Source organism: Flagellimonas beolgyonensis (assembly GCF_003992615.1).
Taxonomy (GTDB): domain Bacteria; phylum Bacteroidota; class Bacteroidia; order Flavobacteriales; family Flavobacteriaceae; genus Flagellimonas; species Flagellimonas beolgyonensis.
The window spans coordinates 226,600-251,565 of sequence record NZ_RZMY01000017.1 but is presented as its reverse complement, the minus strand read 5'-3'; the positions used below and the strand labels follow the sequence as shown (position 1 = coordinate 251,565).

At 39.0% G+C, this 24,966-nt stretch carries 23 protein-coding genes; 8 read left to right on the top strand and 15 right to left on the bottom strand.

What is annotated here, in order from left to right; all coding sequences use genetic code 11:
* Positions 1–8 precede the first annotated feature (8 nt).
* Positions 9–1,664, top strand: coding sequence for a SusD/RagB family nutrient-binding outer membrane lipoprotein (locus EO131_RS14320; RefSeq protein WP_127023653.1), 1,656 nt, complete (start codon positions 9–11; stop codon positions 1,662–1,664).
* A gap of 15 nt (positions 1,665–1,679) precedes the next feature.
* Complete coding sequence (locus EO131_RS14315) at positions 1,680–2,633, top strand: hypothetical protein (RefSeq protein ID WP_127023650.1); 954 nt, start codon at positions 1,680–1,682, stop codon at positions 2,631–2,633.
* Between the two features lie 207 nt (positions 2,634–2,840).
* Here the strand turns inward: EO131_RS14315 and EO131_RS14310 are convergent, their stop codons facing one another.
* The 11 genes from EO131_RS14310 to EO131_RS14260 all read right to left on the bottom strand — a co-directional run bounded on the left by EO131_RS14310 (position 2,841) and on the right by EO131_RS14260 (position 14,142).
* Positions 2,841–3,764 (bottom strand): TolB family protein, encoded by a 924-nt coding sequence (locus EO131_RS14310; RefSeq protein WP_127023647.1) that lies wholly within the window; start codon positions 3,762–3,764, stop codon positions 2,841–2,843.
* A gap of 709 nt (positions 3,765–4,473) precedes the next feature.
* The gene (locus EO131_RS14305; RefSeq protein ID WP_127023644.1) at positions 4,474–5,196 is read right to left on the bottom strand and encodes a LytR/AlgR family response regulator transcription factor; all 723 of its coding nucleotides are present in this window, start codon (positions 5,194–5,196) and stop codon (positions 4,474–4,476) included.
* 6 nt (positions 5,197–5,202) lie between these two features.
* Positions 5,203–6,189: a sensor histidine kinase gene (locus tag EO131_RS14300; RefSeq protein WP_206512900.1), complete on the bottom strand. Its 987-nt coding sequence runs from the start codon at positions 6,187–6,189 to the stop codon at positions 5,203–5,205.
* Positions 6,190–6,246: 57 nt separating this feature from the next.
* Positions 6,247–7,473, bottom strand: a complete 1,227-nt coding sequence (locus tag EO131_RS14295; protein ID WP_127023638.1) for an ABC transporter permease — start codon at positions 7,471–7,473, stop codon at positions 6,247–6,249.
* The gene (locus EO131_RS14290) at positions 7,470–8,216 is read right to left on the bottom strand and encodes an ABC transporter ATP-binding protein (protein ID WP_127023635.1); all 747 of its coding nucleotides are present in this window, start codon (positions 8,214–8,216) and stop codon (positions 7,470–7,472) included. The genes EO131_RS14295 and EO131_RS14290 overlap by 4 nt, the downstream gene beginning before the upstream one ends.
* Before the next feature lie 12 nt (positions 8,217–8,228).
* Positions 8,229–9,443: an efflux RND transporter periplasmic adaptor subunit gene (locus EO131_RS14285; protein ID WP_127023632.1), complete on the bottom strand. Its 1,215-nt coding sequence runs from the start codon at positions 9,441–9,443 to the stop codon at positions 8,229–8,231.
* A gap of 5 nt (positions 9,444–9,448) precedes the next feature.
* Complete coding sequence (locus tag EO131_RS14280) at positions 9,449–10,780, bottom strand: TolC family protein (RefSeq protein ID WP_127023629.1); 1,332 nt, start codon at positions 10,778–10,780, stop codon at positions 9,449–9,451.
* Between the two features lie 166 nt (positions 10,781–10,946).
* Positions 10,947–11,681 (bottom strand): LytR/AlgR family response regulator transcription factor, encoded by a 735-nt coding sequence (locus EO131_RS14275; RefSeq protein ID WP_127023626.1) that lies wholly within the window; start codon positions 11,679–11,681, stop codon positions 10,947–10,949.
* A gap of 17 nt (positions 11,682–11,698) precedes the next feature.
* Positions 11,699–12,520, bottom strand: coding sequence for a sensor histidine kinase (locus tag EO131_RS14270; RefSeq protein WP_241243865.1), 822 nt, complete (start codon positions 12,518–12,520; stop codon positions 11,699–11,701).
* 205 nt (positions 12,521–12,725) lie between these two features.
* A complete protein-coding gene (locus EO131_RS14265) occupies positions 12,726–13,067 on the bottom strand; it encodes a DUF4907 domain-containing protein (protein WP_127023620.1) in 342 nt (113 codons plus the stop codon).
* A 79-nt stretch (positions 13,068–13,146) separates the two neighbouring features.
* Positions 13,147–14,142: a Kelch repeat-containing protein gene (locus EO131_RS14260; RefSeq protein WP_127023617.1), complete on the bottom strand. Its 996-nt coding sequence runs from the start codon at positions 14,140–14,142 to the stop codon at positions 13,147–13,149.
* A gap of 221 nt (positions 14,143–14,363) precedes the next feature.
* On the opposite strand from EO131_RS14260, the gene EO131_RS14255 reads away from it, so the two are divergent.
* Both EO131_RS14255 and EO131_RS14250 read left to right on the top strand, forming a co-directional pair.
* Positions 14,364–15,701 carry a DUF4270 family protein gene (locus EO131_RS14255; RefSeq protein ID WP_127023614.1) on the top strand — a complete coding sequence of 446 codons (1,338 nt, stop codon included), beginning with the start codon at positions 14,364–14,366 and terminating at the stop codon, positions 15,699–15,701.
* 91 nt (positions 15,702–15,792) lie between these two features.
* Complete coding sequence (locus tag EO131_RS14250; protein ID WP_241243863.1) at positions 15,793–16,935, top strand: BamG family beta-barrel-assembly machinery protein; 1,143 nt, start codon at positions 15,793–15,795, stop codon at positions 16,933–16,935.
* A gap of 355 nt (positions 16,936–17,290) precedes the next feature.
* Here the strand turns inward: EO131_RS14250 and EO131_RS14245 are convergent, their stop codons facing one another.
* Genes EO131_RS14245 through EO131_RS14230 form a run of 4 tightly spaced genes read right to left on the bottom strand, consistent with a single transcriptional unit; the run spans position 17,291 to position 19,995 of the window.
* Complete coding sequence (locus EO131_RS14245; RefSeq protein WP_127023609.1) at positions 17,291–18,682, bottom strand: ThiF family adenylyltransferase; 1,392 nt, start codon at positions 18,680–18,682, stop codon at positions 17,291–17,293.
* Positions 18,670–19,269 (bottom strand): MPN domain-containing protein, encoded by a 600-nt coding sequence (locus EO131_RS14240; RefSeq protein ID WP_164731703.1) that lies wholly within the window; start codon positions 19,267–19,269, stop codon positions 18,670–18,672. Before EO131_RS14240 ends, EO131_RS14245 begins: the two co-directional genes overlap by 13 nt.
* Complete coding sequence (locus tag EO131_RS14235; RefSeq protein ID WP_127023603.1) at positions 19,235–19,696, bottom strand: ubiquitin-conjugating enzyme E2 variant; 462 nt, start codon at positions 19,694–19,696, stop codon at positions 19,235–19,237. Before EO131_RS14235 ends, EO131_RS14240 begins: the two co-directional genes overlap by 35 nt.
* A gap of 23 nt (positions 19,697–19,719) precedes the next feature.
* Positions 19,720–19,995, bottom strand: coding sequence for a hypothetical protein (locus EO131_RS14230; RefSeq protein ID WP_127023600.1), 276 nt, complete (start codon positions 19,993–19,995; stop codon positions 19,720–19,722).
* A 595-nt stretch (positions 19,996–20,590) separates the two neighbouring features.
* On the opposite strand from EO131_RS14230, the gene EO131_RS14225 reads away from it, so the two are divergent.
* The 4 genes from EO131_RS14225 to EO131_RS14210 all read left to right on the top strand — a co-directional run bounded on the left by EO131_RS14225 (position 20,591) and on the right by EO131_RS14210 (position 24,760).
* Positions 20,591–21,721 (top strand): XRE family transcriptional regulator, encoded by a 1,131-nt coding sequence (locus EO131_RS14225; protein ID WP_164731702.1) that lies wholly within the window; start codon positions 20,591–20,593, stop codon positions 21,719–21,721.
* 334 nt (positions 21,722–22,055) lie between these two features.
* A complete protein-coding gene (locus EO131_RS14220) occupies positions 22,056–23,288 on the top strand; it encodes a site-specific integrase (protein ID WP_127023594.1) in 1,233 nt (410 codons plus the stop codon).
* A gap of 42 nt (positions 23,289–23,330) precedes the next feature.
* A complete protein-coding gene (locus tag EO131_RS14215; RefSeq protein WP_127023591.1) occupies positions 23,331–23,639 on the top strand; it encodes a helix-turn-helix domain-containing protein in 309 nt (102 codons plus the stop codon).
* 17 nt (positions 23,640–23,656) lie between these two features.
* On the top strand, positions 23,657–24,760 hold the full coding sequence (locus tag EO131_RS14210) for a hypothetical protein (protein WP_127023588.1): 1,104 nt from the start codon (positions 23,657–23,659) through the stop codon (positions 24,758–24,760).
* Positions 24,761–24,966 lie beyond the last annotated feature (206 nt).

Here is a 24,966-nt window from a genome sequence, read left to right as displayed (position 1 = left end):
ACATAGTTATGAAAATAATAAAGAGAACAGCATATAGTTTAGTTGCTATAATTGTAGCTCTTATAGGATTTAATTCCTGTGAGAGTACCGAACTGGAAATTTTGGATAATCCCAATCAGGTATCTCCAACACAATCCGATATAGATTTTTTCCTAAATAGTATACAAATTGCAGCCTTAACCGTTTTTGAAGGCAGTCCGAACGGCGACCTTGGCCTTTCAGAAGCGGGCATGGACATGACTAGGATAGACCATGAGTATGGTCCTACATATCAAAATGCTTATTCTCCATCTGAATTGAATCAGGTGTGGCAAGCGGTTTATTCCTCGGCGCTACCAGATATCAGGACAATGACACCCGTAGCGGAGGAGCAAGAATTATATACACATGTGGCCATTGCGAAAACTTTGGAGGCTTATATGATGGTTGCCATGGTTGATTTTTTTGGTGACATACCATATTCAGAAGCCACTCAGGGTACGGAGTTTCCAAACCCCAATGTAGATTCTGGGCAAACAATATATGAGGCCATGTTTGCTTTACTTGACGAAGCAGAAGCAGATTTTAATAAGTCAGAAGTCACTCTTCCCTCCAATGACCTGTTCTACGGAGGTGACGAATCCAAATGGATAAAGTTTATCAATACCCTTAGGTTGAAAATGCTGGTTCAAACCAGATTGGTTGACTCATCGGCTGCTTCCAAAATCAATGCTATAATAGCGGAGGGAAATTATATAACATCAGAAGAGGACGATTTTCAAATGCAATGGTCCTCAACGGATAACAACCCTGATAGTAGGCATCCTGATTTTGGGGTCAATTTTGACAATGGCACATCGGATTATATGAGTACTTCCTTTATGTATTGGCTTGTAGAGGAAAAAGGTATGAAAGACCCAAGAACACGGTATTATTTCTATCGCCAGACGGACATGAATACCACAGACCCCAATGAACAATCTTGTGTCACACAATTCCCGCCAGCGCACTTTGGTTCTCAAGATATCTATTGCAACTTTTCAAATGAGGGATACTGGGGCAGGGTTCATTTTGATGCCAATGGCATTCCGCCAGATGGAGGTTTAAGGACCACTTTTGGAGTGTATCCTGTTGGTGGGTTGTTCGATAACGACAGCTTTACTACCATTACCAACAGAAACATTGGGCTACAGGGAGCAGGAATTAGTCCAATTCTATTGGCATCCTATGTTGATTTTATGCTCGCAGAGTCTTCATTAACATTAAATACGACGGGAAGTGCACGGAACTATTTGGAGCAGGGCATCCGTAAATCCATGAACAAAGTATTGAATTTTGCTCCGGATTTGGTCGATCCAGATTTTGCCGCTACTTCTGACGATGTGGACAATTATTTGGCTGTAGTTTTGGATCAATTTGATAATGCAGCTTCCACAGAGGATAAATTGGAAGTCATTATTAAGGAATATATGATCGCATTGTTCGGCAATGGAATAGAGGCATACAATGCCTACAGACGAACCGGTAAACCCTATTTACAAAAAGCCCTAATTGCCGACCCCGGACCCTTTATGCGAAGCTTTTTCTATCCACAGACTTTTGTCGATCAAAACTCTGTTGTCGATCAAAAACCTAACCAGTCCGTTCCTGTATTTTGGGACAATGGCTCTGCAATTTTGCATTAATAAAAAATTGATAACATGAAAATCATAAAAAAAATAAGTCTGATCGTTCTTGCATTCGGTTTAACCTTAAGCTGTGAGGACCAGGATAAACTTGTATTTGACAATATCATTGAAAGTTTGGGAGATGCGGGAGGCCTTAGAACAGTTAACCCTATTTCCCTATCAATAGATTTGAACAACTTAAGCGACTCTGAATTTGCAGTGGAAGTTGAAGAATGGGATGCAGAAGATGGTAATTTGCTTGACTTTGTGGAGGTATATGTACAATTTCAAGATTTTACACCAGACAATGGCGATTCGGCCAAACCAGAGGCCTTGGTTTCAACGGTAACAGGGGAACAATTTGAAATCCATCCAGATTCAGGATTGCCCCGAAGTTTGATTACGGTATCAGCTCAAGAAGCTATCTCAATTTTGGGACTTGATCCATCAACGGATATAGATGGGGGAGATATTTTCTTTTTCCGATTAGCACTACATCTCACCGATGGATCAATATTCTCTTCCACCAATTTGGAAGGCAATGTAACCGGTGTTTTTTTTAATTCCCCATTTGCCTATCCAGCCAATGTTGTTTGCGATTTGGATGCTTCTTTGTTTGCTGGAAATTATCAAATGGAGTTTGTTTCAGGAAGCGGTGCCTTTGGTCCTTCATTCCAAGATGAATCAGTTGAAATTACCGCAAATTCGGGTACGCAACGAACATTGAATGTAACATGGTTGCCCGCTGGGGTTACATTACCACTCACCTTTGATTTGGTTTGTGGCAACATAAATGTTCCAAATCAATCCACGGGATTAGCTTGTGCCGGAGGTGTGCCCGCCATTTCTTGGCAGACCATTGAAACGCAAGCAACTTTTGATCCAGCCAATGATGGGGTCTTCGAGGTTCGTTTTAATGACTTTGTGAGTGATGGCGGATGTGGGGTACAAACCTATGAGGTAATTCTCAGGTTTACTAAAATGTGACCTTACGTTTATATTAATTCATATTGTCAAGGCGGTCAGTATTTGAATACTGACCACCTTTTTTATGTTCAAATCACAATTGCCGATATTCTGTTTAAAATTCAGTAATAATTTCTATCTAATGATTAGACTAGGATTTTCCCATGTCAAGCCATAAAAGGTTGATTTAAACCTTAACATGTTAAATACTATGATTTACCAGTCCTTTTACTTTAAATACATCATGTAAATACCAATGGTGTTTTTAACTGAATCAATCTGTCTATTGAAAACTATTTTCTTTCCATCACTTGAAACATTTGCTCTACCATCCCAATATGGATGAGGGGGGTTGGAGATTTTATAAATTCTATTGCTTTCCAATTCAAATAGATGCAGCTTATAAATACCCTTTTCCTTTGTGGAGAAAATAATCTTTTTACCATCCGGAAACCAAGCTGGCCATCCATCTGTACTTGGTGTGAAGGTTAATTGCTTTTCACTGGAATCGATCAAATTCTTTAAAAATATTTCATCCAACCCTTTTGCATTGTTTCTCAAAAAAACCAACTCGTTCGAAACTGGGGACAATCGTGCACAGGTTTCATTGTCATCGGTGTAAGTAATTCTTTTTTTATTGCTCCCATTTTCATCCATCACATATAGTTCAAAATCCCCACTATCATCCCTTGTGGAATTAAAGAAAATTCTTTTTCCGTCAGGCGACCAATAAGGATGTATATCGCGTGCTGGGTTGGATGTTAACTGTTTGACATTGTCTCCGAACATATCCATTACGAATATTTCTTCATTACCCGTTCTATCTGAAACAAAACATATTTTTTTATTGTCAGGCGACCAATCCAAAAAATTATTGTTGGATTTATCTTCTGTAATTTGCTGTTTATTTGATCCATCCGAATTCATGATGAATATTTGCCAATATCCGGTTTCATTGGATTGGAATAAAATTTTGCTTCCATCTTTTGACCAATGCGGATAAGCGTACTCAACCCCATTTTTTTCAAGAATTTTAACGACATTGACAACATGTTTTGATTTGACCTTATCAGGTTTGGGGCTATTTTTTGTACTAATATTACATCCTGATATCAAAATTGTAATCATAGCCAATAATAATACTTGTTTCAAAACTTTATAGGTTTTTAGGAGTAACTGATTTTTGCTTATTTATTTATAGAATATACAAAAATTCGGGCACATGAATGCTTTAAATCTTGGTAAGTATCCGACAATTCGTAATCAATTTTTATAATCTCAACTGCGTATTATTCTTCAGAATATTTTTCGTGATACATATAATGCTTGTATTGTAATATTGCACATATTTCAAATATTATGAATATCCATTGTATTCTGTTTTCTTATCCGAAATTGATAGAACATAACCAGGTTTAGTAGCTGCCGATTAGAAAACATGGCCTGTTTGTTTTGAGGTTGAAGGTTTATTGTTCAGTTTTCATCCCACCCTATATCAATTCAAAAGGATTATTCATCCATTGGTCAAAATCAGAATGTATAAATTTTTACTTTTGAAGTGCATGTGAGGAAGGACAAAGCGGCAGCGGGAGGACGATCGTGAGAAGCTCCAAAAGTTATATGGCGGAAGCAAAAGACTTCTATTAAAGTAGTACCCAAAGTGCCGCTTTTTTTATGTCAAAATCTTTACAACTACATTTTATTGAAGAAAGACGAGCAAAAATATTGGACAAGACCCAAAGGGTTTGCCGGTATTTTGTGAAGTTTTAACCCGGTAAGGAAGGTCTATTTATTCGCCGTTTAATTGAATTTTGACTTGAAATAACTCCACTGCATTCTTTGAGTTTAGAACTCGGACCCATTAAAGCGAATTGTTAGCAATATAGTCCTGAAACTTTGCTTTGTGTTGCTCTGAAATGGTTATCTGGGTATTGTTGATCAGAATCAAATTTCGCTCAACTTCCTCAATATGTTGCAAGCCTACAATGAATGAACGGTTCACCCTCATAAATTTATCGTTGGAAAGATCTTTTTCAAGCGATTTTAATGTCATTAAGGTCAAGATTGGACTTGAATTATTCTTGACCCAAATTTTCACATAATCCTTGAGTCCCTCAAAATAAAGCACCTGGTCAAGAGCTATTTTCAATTGTTTAAATCCTGATTTCACATACATAAATTCCTTCTCCGGAGAGGTAGTATCGGAAACGTATTCTGACAAAATTCGGTTATGGGCCTTTTGGGCCGCTCCCAAAAACTCCGCATAGTCAAACGGCTTCAATAAATAATCGATAGCGTCTACACGAAACCCTTCCAATGCATATTGATCAAAAGCCGTGGTGAAAATAACTTTGGCTCTATTTTTAATGATCCGCGAAAGCTCCATTCCACTTAAATCTGGCATCTGAATATCCAAAAACAGCAAGTCAACCGGTTCCTCATTGAAATTTTCAAGCGCATCAATCGCGTTGGGAAAAGTGTTTTGTAGTTTTAGAAATGGGGTCTTAATGATATAACTTTCCAACAACTTTAGGGCCATGGGCTCATCATCAACTGCAGTACAGGTCAATACTTTTTTATCCATGATTCATCAATTTAATGGGATTTTCAAGGTGACCTCAAATTGGCCTAAAATATGCTCTGTTTTAAAAAGGTGGTTGTTGGGATACAAGAGCTCCAACCTTTCCTTTAAATTTCGAAGACCGATTCCCGACCCACTTTGGTCTGATGAGGATTTAGGAAAATCCGTATTTACTCCATTGAAAACAATTGTATGTTCCTCTATCCCCATAGAAAAGGAAATTTTACTTTCTTCCTTAGCCGAAACCCCATGTTTAAACGCATTTTCAATCAATGAAATAAAAAGTAACGGTGGTACTTGAACAGACTCGTCCACTTGAGGAAATTGATAGGTCACCACCGTTTTATCCGTAAGCCTCAACCTACCCAATTCTATATACCTTACCATAAATTCAATTTCCTTTGCCAATGGTATTCTTTCGATATGGGTGTCATATAACAAATAGCGCATGAGCTTTCCCAAACTATGGATGGTGGATTTGGCATCTTCAGGTGAAATATCGACCAACGCGTAAATATTGTTCAAGGAATTGAAGAAAAAATGGGGCTGCAATTGATACTGTAAATGCTGCAAATCGGATTTTAATTGTTGATGGGCCACCTCCTTCTTTTCGTTTTCCGTTCGCACAAGGCGTTCCATGGCGCGAAGGGCCACGGCCCAAACAATAGGCACCAAAAATGATAATGTTTGAACATATAAAATCATATTGAAGGGCGGCCCCTTGCCCTCAACATTTTGTCCCGGGCGAGGGAAAAAGTAATTTACCCACAATTCCCTTATCGATATCAATGCAACAACCAGAATGATGTTTATACAGATAAAGGCAACATGTTTTTTGGGGAAGAAGTACCTGTCTGCCAATAGAAGATAGTTCAAATAGAAAATCACCATAAACAAAAACAAGGGTATCCATGAAAATGCCAAGACATGTTGGAAGGCCTGATCGGTATTATAGCTCAATATATATGGAAAGCAAAATAGAACTACCCAAGCCATTACATGGAGAAAAATTTTACGCCGATTGTTCTTCATCGATTCCATATTAGGATCTGTTTATTCATATCGAAGTGCCGAAATGGGATCAAGAGCCGATGCCTTTCTCGAGGGATACCAGCCGAAGAAAATACCGGTTATGGCACAAACTGCAAAGGAAACAATTACGGAATAGGTGGTAATAATCGTTGGCCATCCCAAAATGGATTTGATGAAAAAAGTAGCACCAAAGCCTAAGATGACACCTATTATGCCTCCTGTGACACTGATTAAAACCGCTTCTATCAAAAACTGAACCAAAATATCCCCTCCTTTTGCGCCCACCGCCATGCGAAGCCCTATTTCCCGAGTTCGTTCCTTGACCGAGACGTACATGATGTTCATGATTCCTATGCCACCGATCAACAACGAAATACTTGCTATGGCCACCAACAAGACTGTCAACATTTCACTGGTGGAGCTAAACGTGTCAATAAGTTCATCCATCGAAAAAACATTAAAATCATCTTGTTCATTAACACCTAACTTGTGTTGACTCCGCAAGATAGTCGTTATTTCATCAACGGCAGCTTCTGCTTTGTCCTCACTTATGGCCGACGCCACAATGGCTTGTATATAATCAATGGCTAAAATTCGTTTTTGAATAGTGGTGTAGGGTGCAATGATAATGTCATCTTGATCCTGGCCAAAATTGCTCTCGCCCTTTTCTTCCAAGACACCGATTATCTTGAAAGGGATACTATTGAATCGTATCATTTTTCCTATAGGATTCTCTCCATTCGGGAAGAGATTGTCCACAACGGTCTGTCCCACGACTGCAACTTTCGCAGCGGTACGCACTTCCAAATTGGTAAACATGCTTCCATCGGTAAGCTCCCATACTTTTATGTCAAGATATTCCGGATTTACGCCATAAATGGTAGTTGGCCAGTTGTTGGCCCCATTTATGGCCTGCCCACTGCCATTTACTTGAGGTGTCACATAGGCCAATAATGTGGCCTTTTCCTTAAGCGCTTCGAAATCATCCAACCTCAGGGATTGCGTTTCACTGGAACCCATTCGAACGCCACCGCGCATATCCGATCCAGGCCTTATGGTCAGCATGTTGGAGCCCATACTGGAAATTTGGTCCTTTATGCTTTTTTTTGATCCTTCACCAATGGCAAGCATTGCAATCACAGATGCCACACCGATAATGATACCCAACATGGTCAGCAACGTTCTCATTTTATTGAGTACAATGGCCTTTAAGGCAATTTTGATAAGATTTAATAGCCTAGTTTTCATTCGTCATCTTCTTTGGGCAAGTCTGCCAGTTTTTGAGCCGCATCCATGATGCGTTGCTTTTTTTCATCCTTGATGATATGTCCGTCCTTTAATACTATCGTTCTTCCACTGAATTCCGCAATATCCTGTTCATGGGTCACAAAGGCAATTGTCTTTCCCTTTTTGTTGAGGTCTTGGAACAAAGCCATAATTTCATAAGAAGTTCGTGTGTCAAGGTTACCCGTTGCTTCATCGGCCAGAATAATGACTGGATCGTTGACCAGGCAGCGTGCTATGGCAACTCGCTGTTGCTGTCCGCCAGACAGTTGCGAAGGGGTATGACCCATTCGATCGCCCAAACCTACCATCTTCAATGCATTAACGGCCCTTTTTTGCCGCTCTTGCGCTGAAACCTTATTGTTATATATCAGGGGCAGTTCCACATTTTCAAGAGCGGTAGTCCGTGGCAATAGGTTATAGGATTGGAAAATGAAACCAATTTTCTCATTTCTGATGGTCGCCAATTCATTCCTGCCCAATTTGTTTACGGGAACCCCATCAATTTCGTAGCTGCCTGAAGTTGGACTATCCAAACAACCAATAATATTCAACAAAGTACTTTTACCTGATCCACTGGACCCCATAATGGTGACAAATTCTCCTTCTTTGATCTGCATGGACACCCCCTTGAGGGCATGAACAATTTCATCTCCCATTCGGAAGTCCCTTTTTAAATCATGTACATTGATAATGGTCTTTTCCATGGCCTTAGCTGATTATCTTCTTCCTGGTGGCTTTGGCATAAACGGGCTTCCCCCTTCTGGCATTGCTCCGCCCGCAGCATTGATTTCCGATTTTAGGCTGTAAACCAATCTGTCCCCTTCACTAACACCATTTAAGATCTGGACATTGACACCATCGCTCGCGCCAAGGGAAACGGGCCTGGGTACAATGGAATTATCGCTTTGCAAAACCCAAAGCATGGTGGTTTCCTCATTGGGAGGCAAAACCTTTGGAGGTCCTTGTTTTTCCATTGTAATGGCATGCTGTTCTGCATAGGCCGTTAGCAAGTTGATATTGGGTTTGAAATTGACAACTTTGGCCTCAGTTGTAAGGACATCTTTCAGTTCCAAGGTAAATATGGAAATTGTTGCTGTTAATCCAGGTTTGAGTTTTAGATCGGGATTGTCTGCGGTTATGACCACTGTGTAGGTGACCACATTGGATGTCACAGTAGGGTTCAATCTAACCTGCGCGACACTACCGTTAAAAGTCTCCCCTTGATAAGCGTCAACCGTAAACGTAACCCGTTGCCCCTCCTGAACTTGTCCTATATCCGCCTCATCGACATCGGCCTCCACCTGCATTTCTTTGAGGTTCTTGGCAATGGTAAAAAGGGTTGGGGTGCTGTAACTTGCGGCCACCGTTTGACCTTCGTCCACATCCCTTGAGAGGATAACTCCGTCGATTGGTGAGTAAATGTTGGCATATCCGAGATTGGCCTCGGCTCTTTGCAGGTCGGACAGCTTTTGTATCACGGCACTTTTCGATGCAGTGTACGCATAAAGTGCATCATCATAATCAGCCTTGCTCAATACCTGGTTTTCATACAGCGATTTCTGGCGTTCAAAAATTGACTTTTTGTAATCACGCTCATTAACTGCATTGTCATATGCAGCTTGCGCCTGACTCAATGCCGCCTTCAAATTGGTTTTGTCCAATTCTGCAATCAGCTGCCCAGCCTTTACTTCGGAATTATAATCCACGTATATTTTTTCCACAACACCCGATACCTGCGTTCCCACATCCACTTTTGTTATAGCTTCTATGGTGCCTGTAGCAGTGACCATGGTGGTCACATCCCCTTTGCTTGCCACAGTCGTCTCAACGATGATTTTTGCTGATTTGCTTGGGGCCAATACCTTGTAGAGGATAACCGCCAAACCTATGGCAACACAAATGCCTATTATCAATTTGGTCTTTTTGTTCATTGGTTCTATAGTTTAATTTCATTTCCTTGATAAAAATCGAGTAATCCCCTGTACAAAATACTTAGGTATTTTGCCTGGAGATAATTGAGCTGGGCATTGGTATATGTGTTTTGACTGATAACCAAGTCAGTAGTGCTCAATGCATTGAGTTCATATTTCCGTTGCGCAAGCTTGTACGATTGTTCTGCCGCCAAACTCGCTGCCTTCGAAGCTATGACCTGCTCTTGCGCCGATACCGCATTCTGCCATGCAGTCTCTATTTTTTGATATAGGTCTTTTTTCGCCGATTGAAGTTGCAATTTGGATTGTTCTACACCAATCTTGGCATTGGCGACCTGGGCTTTGTTTTGATAACGAGAGAAAATGGGCACGGTTAGGGATAGGCCAACCCGTTGGTTAAAATTCACATCCAATTGATTGGAAAATGTAATGTCGCTCGTACTCGTATAACCAGAACCCAGGCTTCCTGTAAGCGATAAAGTCGGCAAGAATCCACCCTTGGCTATATCCAGTTCCTTTTCATTTATGGAAGTGTCCAGTTCCGAAGCCTTTATTTCGGGCATTTTTACAATGGCATTTTGATAAACCTCTTGTTTACTAGGGGCCATTTGCCCCTCTAACAAGGGATTGTCCAACGATTTGATCTTCAGCTCCACTGTTGGGTCGAGTTCCAATAATTGTTTCAACACTATGATTTGTTGGGCATAACTGTTCTTGGCACTTATCAGATTGGTTTTGTTGGTAGCCGCCTGCGAAAGGGCATCTGTGTAATCTATCATGGTAATGGTCCCTGCCTCAAGCCTTGCCTTTGTCCTTTCGACCTCGATTTCTGAAGCTTCCAAATTATTTTGGGCCACTTCAATACTTTCCATATTGTAAAGGATTTGTATATAAGCTTCCAGAATACTTAGGGATATATTGTTTTTTGCCTCTTCCACATAGAGTTCATTTTGTTCCACCCTTAAACGATTCTGGGTTATGGCATTGTTTAATTGGTTGCCATTGTACAAAGTAACCGAAGTGTTCAACCCTATGTTGGTGGCATTGATTTGTTGGGAGACGAAATCACTTGTTATCGGGTCAATGGTGGAACCCCAGGAAAAACTTTGCGAAGTACTGCTGCTTAAATCGGGTAATTTTGCATACTTGGATTGCTTGAGATTCACTTCTGCACCATCTTTGTTAAGACTGACTTGTTTGATGTCAATATTGTTTTCAAGGGCATAAGAAATACAATCCTGAAGCGACCACACTTTTTTAGTGGCCAAAGAATCGGGTTGCTGAGCTCTGACAAAAGTGGTGAGCAAAAGAAAAAATGCGATTGCCTTAATTTTCATCCTTTATGTTTTGATACAAAATTGAGACAATCCAAGGATGAATTATTCTGAAATAGACCTATTGGGGAATTCAGTCTACCAAATCAGGTTTCCATTCGATATGAATTTTACATGATGCATGATCTTAGTGGAAAATCCAAACTTCACGCTCGTTCAAGGATGGAAATCAGAGGCCAATTATAGGGAAAAAGGTGGCCCGATAACTTTCTCCGATAGGTATTCTTATGTCATTTATCACAATCCGGTTTCGCTGCACTTTTTTGATGCATCCTAAATTGACCACAAAGGATCTATGAACCCTGAAAAATTGGTTGGCAGGTAATTTGTTAAGGATTTCTTTAAAGCTCATCAATGTTAAAATGGCCTTGTTTGTTCCTTTGATATGAATTTTCAAATAATCCTTCAAGCCTTGGATATATTCTATTTCATCAATATTGATTTTGACACTCTCATATTCGGCCTTTACGAAGATAAACCCTGGATTGGGGGTTTGGACATCACCATTTGATGGAAAAACATTAGCATTGATGTCAATCGGTGTTTTTCGGTACGACAGAATTTCTTTGGCCCTTGAAATGGCCTTTATAAAACGATTATATGGGATTGGCTTGACCAGATAATCAATGGCATTCAGGTTAAATCCTTCCACGGCATATTGGGAATATGCGGTAGTGAAAATAAATAGAGGAGCATTGTCCAAAGAGCTTATCAAATCGATACCATTGATCTGTGGCATTTCTATATCACAAAAAATAAGGTCAATTTTTTTTTCCTTCACCACCGATATTACTTCCAATGGATTGGTAAACGTAGCCTCCACTTCCACAAAATCCAATTTTTGGCAATATCCAATCAAAACATCGATTGCCAAAGGCTCATCATCAACAATTATACATTTCATGTGGTTTTCAATTTTGTTTACAAAAGAAGGCCGAGTTCAACCCTAAAAGTTGAGCCGTCATCAAAAATTTTGAGCTCATGGTTTTTGGGGTAAAGTAACCGTAAACGGTTTTTTATGTTCTCCAATCCCACTCCAGAACTTTTTTGTTTCTTGATATGCACACCTATCTTGTTCTCGACCATAAAAAAGATTTTATTGGGTTCAATCTTAAGATTGATTTTTACATAGGTTTTTCCTTGGTAATCGGTGCCATATTTGAATGCATTTTCTATGAATGAAATGAATAGCAATGGAGGTACTTCTTTGCCCTTATCCTCCCCTGACATCTTGAGCAATACATTGGCACTGTCCGATAATCGCAATTTCTGCAGTTGTACATAGTTCTTGATATACTCCAGTTCCTTTCGCAATGGGACCCTATCCTTGTCCGCCTCATAAAGCATGTAACGCATCAATTCCGAGAGGGACATAACGGCATCAGAAGTGTAATTGGAACTTTTTACCGATAGGGAATAGATGGTGTTTAGGGAGTTGAACAAAAAATGGGGATTTAATTGTGTCTTTAAAAATTGAAGCTCTGAGCTTACTTTTTCATTTTCCACCTTCTTCCTTAAATCTTCATTTTTACGCCATTCCACGTACATCTTTAACAGCCCGCTAATGAAAATTGGGGTACTTAAATTGATCATGGTAAAAAATTGGCCAATAAACGGATTCGGGCCATGAAATTCCAAATCATTCCGAATAAATGGCGGCAAATTGGGTTCAGGAACAAATCCAATATGAATGGATAGCCCGGCCAGGACCACCAACAAAACACAAATGGCGATATATGTCATCGTTTTTTTTTTAAGCAAGATATAGGGCACCAAAAGGAAATAGTTCAAGTAGAACAGAACAACGGTCAAAACCAAACGAATTGGTAAATCTGGTGGAACTTGTCTCAACTGGAAAAAGAAAGGGAAAAGGAAAAATCCATAGAAAAGTGCCCAAACTCCTATATGAATCAGAATCAATTGAACTCGTCTGGTTTCGAATTTCATATCAAGGACTGCTTAATATTCTGATTTTGAGCTCTTCCATTTCTTCCTTCGTAACCTGTGGATTTGACCGGTTTTTAATTTTTTCCATAACCAGGTCAGCTACTGCTTTCGCATCTCTTTTCGAAGAAAAGGGAGTTTGGCCATATATTGCGGGGATGAATTCCTGTCGTATCAATACCTGATCCCCGCTGTAGATTTGATATCCATATCCGTTAGGAAGCGCAATTATCTCACTTCTCAATATTCCTTCAGCAGAAGTGTCAAAAGTCGATAAATGGGACAATCCATATGCAATCAGGCACAATAGCAAACAAGTTCCAAGGATTTTATTGCCTCTCTTCATATTTAACCACTGGATTTGGGACCAAGGCAGCTAACCTTGATCCCAAACAATCAACTAAAACTAACTGGTTAGGTTAAATTTAATCTTCATCATCATACTCTTCGAATGGGAAGAATTCATCAAGATCGTCCAAATACAGCGTACCTGTTCTACCCATTCCCACGAAGGCCCGCGAAGAATTTGAAAATGCAATAGCATCCTGTCTTGTGGCGCCCTCAAAATTTGTTTTTTCTTCCCAAGTATCGGTTGATGGGTCATACTCCCAGACACTACTGGTGGCACCCGATATCTCACCGCAGGCTATATACCCATAACCATTAAGTTCAAAGCCCACCGCATTGCTCCTACTTACATCATAATCATCTTCCTCGTCAAGATCAAGCTTTTTGGTCCAAGTTTCGGTTACAGGGTCAAAGGCCCAAAAATCATCCAAGTATGTACCATTTGATACACCAGTTCCGAAATACACTATACCATTAATTGTAAACGTAGTGGCGGCCCTTCGTTTATTCCCACCAAAACCTTCCAACTCTGTCCATGTATTTGATGTGGGGTCGTACTTCCAAAAATCTTTAAGGTCATTATCCCCATCGTAGCCCGTTCCAAAATACCCATACCCATTGGCTCCAAAGGCCACCGCGCTTCTTCTTTTGGTATTTGGAAGGCTCGCGATTTGTGTCCAACTATTGTTTGTTGGGTCATAAACGTAAAAGTCATTAAGTTCATCCACGCCATCGTAACCTGATCCAATATATCCCTTACCATTAATTTCAAAACCTACTGCCGCATTTCTGGGGGTTCCCGGGAAATCTGCCTTTTGTGACCAATAATCACCCTCTATATTGTAAGACCAAAACGAACTAAGGTAGTCATCACCATCATAACCAACTCCCATATAGCCAATGTTATCGATTACAAAACCCGAAACACCGCTCCTTGGACTTCCATCGAAAACCGATCGATCGACCCAGTTGCCTATGTCATCATCATCATCATCTTCTGAACAACCATAAAATCCCAGTATAATCAGGGTAGTAAAAAATAATGGATTAAAAAAACGTGCTGCTTTCCTCATGTTATCAATTGATTTTCGTCAAAGGTAATTTCGATACTAGTTGAGAAGGAAGGGAATATATAAAGTCCAGTTTTTAACATACAAACTTGTGGATTTGATCTACAAACACTTTTTCGGTGTTCATAGAATCGAACATTGTGTTTGTCTCCAAAGATCAAGAATTGGTCTATTCACATTTTTTACTGTAAGTACCCATTTTACTTTAGTCGCAAATTTTACAGATGTATAGAAATTTAGGGCTTGTAGGTCTTTTGATTCCAATATTGTTTTCTTGTTCGAACGATAGTTCCAATTCTTCAGACTTTACTGCGGGGCAAACTTTTACGGACAGCAATCTAAGGGTTGTATTGATGGATACCATCACTGTCCGCACTTCGACCATAAAATATGATAGTATTGTTACCAGTCAATCTGCCAGGATATTGGTTGGTCAGTATATCGATACTGTTTTCGGCACCATAAAATCAAACAGTTACATGGGCATGGTCCCTTATTCCTACGCTATAGATACAGAAGCAGAATTTGACAGTATTGCCCTGTACTTGAAACAGGATGGCTATTACTATAATGACACCTTATCTACAAATACCATTAGGGTAAAGCGTTTGACCAAGACACTAAAACCAAATGATAATGGCTACCTCTATAACACCTCAATGGCCGAATATGATGATAGGGACTTGGCCCTTTTTGAATATCTACCAAGACCGGTGGATTCCGATACATTGGAGATTCGCTTGGATGATGACTTGGGAATTGACCTGTTCTCAAAATTCCAATTGAAGGAAATAACCAACGCCGACCAGTTCAAGGATTATTTTAAGGGAATTGCACTATTGTCCGGTGAAACGGACAATGGATCCATTATTGGTTTTAGTAAAGGGGCTGAATCTTGTTATATCAGGCTGTACTATAGTGTTGCGGAAGAAACGGACCGGGTTCAAAGTTATCTGGACATTAAAATGGATCTAAATGCACAATCATCCACATCTTTTTCCCCGTTTTTCAACCAAATTCTTGCTTCAAATCCAATTGTACCGTTACAAGCTTTGCAAGATAAGGAAATGGAATTGTTAAGCACCGATGCGGACAATGTAAGTTATATTCAATCGGGAGTAGGTATTGCCACCAAAATCCAATTTCCACATATCAAAACCATTTATGACATCAAGGGACGAGGGACAATACTGAATGCGGTTCTAAAAATCAAACCCGCCTCCGGTACCTTTGATGACAAACTTATACTTCGCGACAGTATTTCAATTTTTATCGCTGATCGAAACAATGATATTACATCCCAGTTGACCGTTGGTGAATCCACTGCTGTCCGAGGAGTTCTGAATCGGGAAAATGAGGAGTTTAACGATATCTACTATGAATTTTTTGTAGGAAGCTATTTAGAAGAATTGATGAATGCCCGGGAAACTGATGAGTCGCTTATTTTTTTGCCGAACAATTATAATTCCACCGTTGATCGATTCATTTTGAATGCAATGGATGATTCCCAATGGAGTACTGTACTTGAAATAACCTATGCTATTTACGATGAAGAGGATTAAATTAGTGTCTATTGTACTTTATGTCATTTCAAGTAACGGATTGTTTGCACAATCTGAAGGTCTAACAAGTTCACCCTATTCCTTGTATGGAATGGGAATTATCAACCAGACCAGTATCGGGAAAACCAACGGTATGGGTTATAGTGGTATTGGGCTGCGATCTGATACTGACATCAATAATCTCAACCCATCAAATTATGCCCTGATACCGGAGAATTCCTTTTTTTATGATATTGGGATAGTGGGGGAGTTTAACAGGTACAGCAATAAAGGGGACAACGAGTCAAAAACAACCTTCAATTTTTCCAACCTGGCCTTTGCATTTAGGATTGCCGAAAGATTCGGGGCAGGGATAAGCCTTGTTCCATACAGTGATGTGGGATATAGTTTGTTGGGTTTGGAAAGCAATATAGAGGGGTCAGATGAAACTTTTGAAAGCAATGTGTCCGGATTGGGTGGGTTGAATGATCTGAGTCTTAATTTAGGATATGGGGTTTCCAATACTTTCCGAATTGGTTTAAATGCCTCATTGCTTTTTGGCAACATAGAGGAAAGTGAGGCATTTCAAATTAGTAATAGTTACTTTGAACTGAATGAAACCACCAACTATAAGGGACTTCGGCTGGGATTTGGGATGCAGTTTGACATCATGGACGAACTCACCATTGGCAGTACTTTGAAACTTCCAATTACCTTAAATGGAAACTTGACGCGATCCGTTTATAAGACCTTGGACAACATTGAAGTAACCGTTGAAGCAGATCAGGCAGATGATGTTTCAGACTTTAAATTACCCATGGAGATTGGGTTTGGTTTAAGCACCACGTTTAAGGAACAATTGACCTTAACTGCTGATTTTAAGCATAATTTTTGGGATGCAACCAATCAGACAGAGAACATTGGAACCTATAGGGATCAAGACATTTATGCCTTTGGGTTGGAATATTCAAGTCAAAGGAGGGGGTTCAACTATTGGAAACGTATAAAATTTCGAGCAGGATTTAACTATGACAATGGTTACTTGGCCATCAATGAAAAGAAAATCGACGGATATACCCTAACGGCTGGACTTGGCCTGCCGGTAGGAATTGCCTCCAACTCGATAATTAATATTTCATATGCTTACGGATCTAAAGGCCAAATTCAAAATATCCTAATCAAGGAAAACTATCATACGTTGACCCTCAATCTTAGTTTGGAGGATCTTTGGTTCCGAAAAAGGAAAATCAATTAAGCTGCTTTTTTGAGCATAAACCTCATTCCGTTAACAAAACCTACTTTAAGAAATGTACTTGTGAACTTAACGAAGCAAAACAAGCAAAGGTATGAGACAAGACCTTTGGGGTTTGCCGGTATTTTGTGAAGTTTTTGGGAGGAAAGGAAGGTACATTTTAATCACCGTTTATTTGAATTTTGACTTGAAATAACTCCACTGCATTCTTTGAGTTTAGAACTCGGACCCATTAAAGCGAATTGTTAGCAATATAGTCCTGAAACTTTGCTTGTGCTATGCAAATACTTTGAGGTTTCTCCTAAAGAATTTTTTGATGGGCTTATTCTTTAAAGTCTCATAATTCTTGTTGTTATCACTATGTATTTTGAAAAAACTTACTTTCCATATACCCTGAATAATAGGTATCTCTATTTTGGCTTGAACATACTTTGCAACCCTTGCCTTTGGGTACTTGCAAATCTAAAACCTTAGAATTCGGCAAATCTTTCATTGATAGCTGTATAAAATTGCTGGTCACTGGATATTTTGGAGCCAAATTCAACTTAAAAATTTCAGCAATAACGAACACCGCCGACATTGTGGATAAAAATGGTAGCGAGCCAAGTTTTTCTTCTTCTCCAGAATCTTCAACAACAACAATCTCAGAACAAACTGGAGTAGTCTGATATTCTTCAATCCCAAATGTACAAACTAAACATCTTTCTGTAAATGGAATATGTCTGCCAAAATTTATACCCCAGTTTGGAGAGGTTGTAGCACTAAGAACAATAGGAGGGTCATTGTACTGGATTGAAGACCAAATATTTCTTTCATTGGCCAAACACAAAATAAGGTCTGGAAAATCTTGTTCCTCAGCACTTTTTTGATAAGAATTATAATCTCCTTCATGTGGATCGACTTTGAAAAAGTCAGTTTCCTTTAGTATCTCCTTACATCTTACTATTTTTTTAATCTGATTATGGGCATCCGTTGCGGTAAAGGCTAATGAACTGCTTGTATTAGATATGTCCACATAATCATAATCAACAATGGTTAAGTTACCCTGCAAAGGAATCAATGAAATTAAATAATCAAAACTAGAGCCAACAGCTCCTGCTCCAACTTGAAGACATTTTCCCATATCCAAGCAACTAATACCAATACTAGGGTTAGCGAGTTCTTCAGGCTGATTGTGCTGGGAAAAGTCGTACAATGATATATACCTCTCAAAAACCTCTCGCTTTCTAAGTCCCAAAAAATCTTCAAACATCAATGAATTAATTGCTGTTGATGAATAAGCAGCACCTATCAAATCAACTATTTTACTTTTTTTTCCTCCTTTTACACCGCAAAATTCACCAAACCCAAAAGAACTAATCCAACCATCAGCATCTATCCAATAATAATCCTTTTCTAATTCTTTGACTGGTTTTCCAACTACCAGAATCAAATCAAACTTATCAACGTCAACTTTTTCAAACCTTAAATTACAGTATGGGTCAGTTTCATTAACCGTCACAGCTAATAAATCCTTTAATTTCATTCCCTCTTTACCATAAAGTGTACAAATTGAATCATCGACCTGAATACTTATGTTGCCGCACCATCTAGCCATTATATTCAATGTGATTTTTGCCATCAATTGATTTGTATAGTGTAACCCTTCTTCAATAATAACTCCTATTTGCGCTTCTGAAGAATTCAAAGCCACCCCATCAATCCGATTGGTTCTATCATTTCTTTTTTTATACCAGTCTATTTCTTCCATCTTTCATCATTTTTGTTTCGTAAATCAAAAAACTTAAACTCCTCATCTACCAGATTAAACCTTTTTGAGATATAACTGTTGCTTAGTCTTCTAAACATCCCAAAAGTATATCTGTGAACACCACAAGTTTTTAAGGGAAGCATGCCGTTAAGTCCATACTCTGGTACAACAATGGAAACCAGGCCTTCGTTTTTAAATGAAGCCCATTCATCGTCCCCACTAGAATGATCGACCCAAGAGCTAGGATGGGAGTGGACCTGACCTATGTGGACAATGTTGTTGTCTGAAAGGGTTTTTATGTAAAAAAAAATCGATTCTTTACTAACTTCTACACTTCCTTCTGTAGATATTGTGTCAGGAGCAACTACAGTATTTATGAAAACGTCATCGCCATTTTGTGTACCTCCCCAATAAACAAAACCTTCATTTGGATTCTTAAGCGTCCCATACTGCAACAGAATCTCTTCCGTCTTATTAATAACACCTTGTGAAACGGAATACCTGAGTCCATCATTAGGGCTTATCCGAAGTTTCCTTTTCTTCCAGAAAAAACTAAGCCATCCGCTGACATTCATATTTTTTTTCATTACTGATTCTTGAATAAATTGCTTTAAGTATTCCATCAAAATTTATCAGTGAACTGGCCTCAGCATTTTCTTGCCACCCTATCATCTTCCAATTACCGTGAACACCTTGTGGATGAAATTCCCTGTAGGCTTTTCTAGAGCATGGATTACATATAAATGGAGGTTGCCTTTTATGAAAGAATGAGTCCGTTCCGCTTGGGTAGGCATTTCTAGTGCCTTTAGCTCCAGTTGTGGGGTCAATAAATTCGAGGATAGGAGGAAGCTCGGGATAGTCGCTAAAACATACCTCCAAAATATACACCTCATTATCCAATGGAGATTTCATTGTTACTGTAAAAGTTTGGTTGGGCTCATCAATATCACTGATGAGCCAACCGCACTTATTTGCATACTCTGATAAAGCCTCCATCTCCTTTCGGACTTTCATCAGTGAAATATGCTTGGCAACACTCATACGGCCTTACCAAAATCAACAAAAACCAAAACACTACAATCTTCAATCTTATAACTCACAAGAGTTCTTTCTGGTTGCAGTGCTTCAGTCGGATTATCCTCAGTTCTTAGTTCATATTGCCCATTTTGGGATAGCCCCAACTTTTGAACAACATAATTAATCACTGCGCTTACCTTATTTGTCTTGGAAAAGGTCTGTTTTAAATCACCTTTAGGAGTCTTGATTGTTATATTTAACTCCTTCTTGGTTTGATTATCACTTTTTATCTCCATTTGGAAATGTTTTTTATAATTATTAAAAAATGTGTTTTGCTAGATATTTTAAACCCTGATACTCGTGAACTACATCAGGAGTAAATCAACGGGAAAATAGGCGCCTGTTATAGCTCACAGACTTATCCTGTTTTTAGCGAAGTAAAAAAATAGTAAGGCGACTTAAATGCTTTAAAAATTATTGAGTAATCAGGCAGAAAAAGCAACCATTTGGTATTTTAAAGAAGAATTCATACCTTTGCGGTGAACAAAATCAAAGGTTTACTCGGGTTCGCAGCCCTTGTAAATTCAAACTTTAAGACCAAAATCAGGTAGTTTTCTGCCTGATTTTTTTGTTTCAGACAACCTGAACTCTGTCAAAGATAATAAATATTATTAAACATGAAAACCGAACATTACCTAAATGGTAATATATAGAAATTAGATTTTACCATGTAAGTAAAAAATTCAAAATAATTTGCAAATTTTACCGAAAAGGTTATATTTACAATATAGATTCTATATCCCAAAGCATCTATTTCTGACGATTTGATTTTCAATGGATTATTTCTATTGTAATGATTTGAACACTTGCAACATACTTCAAACAAGCTTTATGACTAACAAGACGATTGATGATTTTCAAACCCCAGGTCAAGCTTTAAAATATTTTCTGTCTTCCTATGGATGGACTCAAGATGATTTAGCCCATATATTAACCATTTCGTTAAAACACACCAATGAAATAATTAAAGACAAAAAGCCTATATCTATTGACATTGCAAGACTTCTAGAAAAAGTATTTGACTGGAAGGCTCATGAGTGGATAATGTTAGATACTAGTTATCAGCTTTCTAAAAAGATTGAAGAAGCAAAGGAACAATTGGTTGAACGCCAAGTAGAAGTATACAAATATCTTCCAATTAATGAGTTGTTGAAAAAAGGTTGGTTAAAGCCTTACGAAAATATTGAAGGTTTAAACAAGCAATTGCACTCCTTTTGGAATGTCCCAAAAAACAAACAACTAGATTTTTCAATTTTAGAATCTAATAACATCAATATAGAATATAGAAAATCTGATGCATACAAAGATCCAACAAATGAAATAAACGCTAGGGCTTGGTATCAAATGGCCCTAAACCATTCCCAAAAGCTAAATGTTGCCCCCTATGATAAGAATGGTTTAGAAGAACTTTTGTCTAAACTTCATACTTATACCATTATGAAAAGTGGGATTAGTAAATTCTTGAATGACCTAGGAAAAGTTGGGGTTAAGTTTGTATTTCTTTCTCACTTATCAAAAACTTACTTAGATGGCGCTGCCTTTGCATCTGAAACTGGACCAGTTATTACTTTAACTGGAAGGTATGACCGAGTGGATAATTTTTGGTTTAATATGGCACATGAAGCATCCCACGTGCTACTCCATTTACCTAAAAAGAACCATAAAAACATGGTCTTCATGGATGATTCCACAAGCAGTATAACTTCAAAAAAAGAAAAAGAAGCAAATGAAATGGCCGAAAAGATCTTATTGCAAGATGAAATCTTAGAGTTTTTTGATGAGTACATTGGATACATAACAGAAGAAAAGGTTACGGAGTTTTCACTTTCGAAAAAAATTCATCCGTCAATAGTGGTGGGTATCTTGGCATTTAATGAAAAAGTATCTTATTCTACTCTACATAGATTTAAAGAGTCTGTTAGAGATAAAATACCCAATAAATACAGGGCCGAGAAAGTGTAGTTGAGGGTATTGAAGAAAAAGCCTCAAAAAACGGGAAACAAAAGATTCACACTACAAAAATCGAACATTTTTTATAAGAAAAAATACGCAACATGTTGTAAACAAACTAGTTACGGATTTTAATTGTGGTCCCACCTGAACATTTGAAATTGGACAGTGTTCATAAGCCAAGGTTAAACCCTTATATTTGAAGCTCTTAGGCGATGTAGGATTTTGGTCTACGAAATATTAGAAAATTTCAATCTAAACCAGACCCCCTTTCTGACCCCCGCTTAATTGACATTCAACCTCGTTAACGAAAATCAAATTAACACTGATTCAAACGAGTTGTTGCATGTTACACGTTTATTTTAATCTTAGAAAAGAAAAACAGAACCAGAAGGGATTGGCTCCAGTCCGGATGATCATCACCCACGGATCCAAAAAGATTAGAAAGGTGGTTCCCTCCGTTAAAGTGATGCCCAAGTATTGGAGCAATCAACGCATCAAACCCAATCTTAAAAGCGAACCTTACAACTATCACGTCGAATTCAATATGATCTTGGATGATATTGATCGGAAGATTCGGCATATCTACAGGGAAAGCCTGCTCACTGGAAAGCCCATTACAAAAGATTATATCCTTCAACGTCTTGACGGCAAGCCTACATCCATGGCACGAATCGACTTTGTGGATGCCCTGGATGAATTTGTGGCCACACACCGGTCCGTACGCGCCGCCAGTACCATCAAAAAATATCGGTCCACCATTCAATTTATCAAGGACTTTGCTGAGGCCAGGTCCTTTGAACTCTTCTTTGAATCCATTGACATCAAGTTCATTGAGGCTTTTAGGGATTATGCGTTTCTGGAACGACATACACTGAACAATTACTATGGTAAGCTTATCGCCTTTGTCAAAACCTTTATGAACTGGGCCCTTGATAGGGGCTATCACAACAACCTGGAATTCAAAAAATTCAAACGCACTGCAGAGGACATTGAGGTCATTTATTTGACCATGGACGAGCTCCTATCCCTATATCATTTTGACTTCAACTCAAGGCGATTATCCATGGTTCGCGACCTCTATTGTTTCGGATGTTTTACCGGGCTCCGCTTTTCCGACCTGAAAGCTTTGCGCCCCGCCCATGTCTTTGAGGACCATCTCAGAATGACCTTGCACAAGACCCGGAGCACTGACCATAAAATACCCTTAAACAAAATGGCCAAGGAAATTCTGGAACGGTATCAAGGGACAGTATATGAACCCATTCCCAGAATATCCGGACAAAAATTCAATGAGTATATCAAGGAATGTTGTGAGCGTGTCGGAATCGATGAGCTGATATGCACCACCCGATATATTGGTCAACGCCGGGTAGACCAAACCCGACCGAAATACGAACTCATTACCAGTCACACCGCCCGAAAAACCTTTGTTACCAACAGCTTGATTTTAGGGATGAACGAACGGGTATTGAAAAATATCACCGGCCATAAGGATGATGCTTCCTTTAAACGCTATGTGGATATCGCCGAAAATTTTAAACAACGTGAAATGAGCAATACCTGGGACAAAATCTAATCATGCATAATTACTTATCAAATAATCAAATATCTATTTACTATGAACAATCAGAATGCAGTACTCTATGCCTTCTCCAAGCAAGATGTGGAGAAAATTATTGAATCCGTAATCGACAAAATCCGAAAAACGGAGCTCATTGGGGACACAAACATCGCTCCGGAAGAAGACCGGTTGACCCAAACGGAAGCGGCTGAAATGTTGGGCGTTTCGGTTCAATGCCTGATCAAATGGAAGAAGAAACAATTGGTGCCCTATTACCAAATCAATCGTTCCATTTTTTATTCTAAAAAGGAATTATTGGATTTGGCCCGGAACAATCCCAAACTCGTCAAACTTCCTAGAGATTAACCTAAAACCTCCCAAAGATGAACAAATCAAAAAAAGTTTTACAGCCTATGCGTTTTGTGGATGCCTATTGTGATTTCACACCGGTACAAAAGGATTTTATCATGTTGGTGCAACATTGGACCAGCAAACAAAAGGAAATCATCAATGATTTTACCATTGATCTCAAGCCCTACTTTCTGGCCAAGGGCCAGAAGTTGGAGGATATACGACAAGCCCACTATACTGAGCTGACCGATGACCTATTAAAATCCAAGGTGACCTTTAAGTATATGAAAGGGGATACCTTGTTTACAATGTACAACCTGTTCAGTCGGTGTACGGTGGACAAAAACCTGATTCTTTCGGTATCCATCGTGGATGAAGTATTGCCCCTATTTTATATCAACAAACTGGAAGAGGGTCACTTCCAGGACAATCGATTGGTTAAAGAACTGTTCCAGCAGAGTTATCCAGAGTATGACAAATACATTTCCTACTATCCCAAAACGTTTATTGATTTCCGGGAAAGCCAGTCCAAAAAACTGTTTGAAAAACTGTTGCAGTATCGCCGATTAAAAAAGTACTCGTTTGAGTTCGCCAAGGACGAATTGTATCTGATGTTGGGGTATGGCTATTTGCGGGATAAAAAAGAACCGACTTTGCCCCAGCAGCTTTTTAAGATCAAAGGACAGGAATTTGTACAAACGGCCTATATCGGTGTGGATGGTTGGAAAAACCTGCGGGCCAAACTCAACAAATGGTTGGAAGAGATTTCAGAAAGGGAAGATACCGGCATACAGGTGCTCAAAAAGGGAAAGAACTATTTTTCGACCCGAGGAAGACCTATTCGGAGCATCTTCATAAACGTGGAGTATGATGAAGAGTTGGCCGAACTGACGGAAGACCAACAAAAGGGATTCGATTATTTATTGTCCTATGGGTTGAGTACCAAACAAAGTTTCCGAATTGTGACCGACTTTGACCATTCCTCCATATTACATCGCATTTCAAACAGTGTGGTTGCCAAAAGGGACGCCCAAGGAAATCGGTATTATGGGGAATATCAACGTCCGGATCACCGTAGGATTGATAATGTACCTGGTTACATCTATGGAATCGTCTTCGGATATGGCAAAAAGTAGCCCTTAATGCAGCTTTTCGAGCAAAGATGTTAGGCAAGACCCAAAGGGTTTGACGGTATTTTGTGAAGAATAAGCAAGGTAAGGTTCAACCTCATTTCTTGAATTTTCCTACATTTATAGAAGTACATGCAAAAAATGTTACATACATCGATTAATTACTTAGTTCTTAGTATACACTATATTCCCTTTAGCAATACTAGTTATTT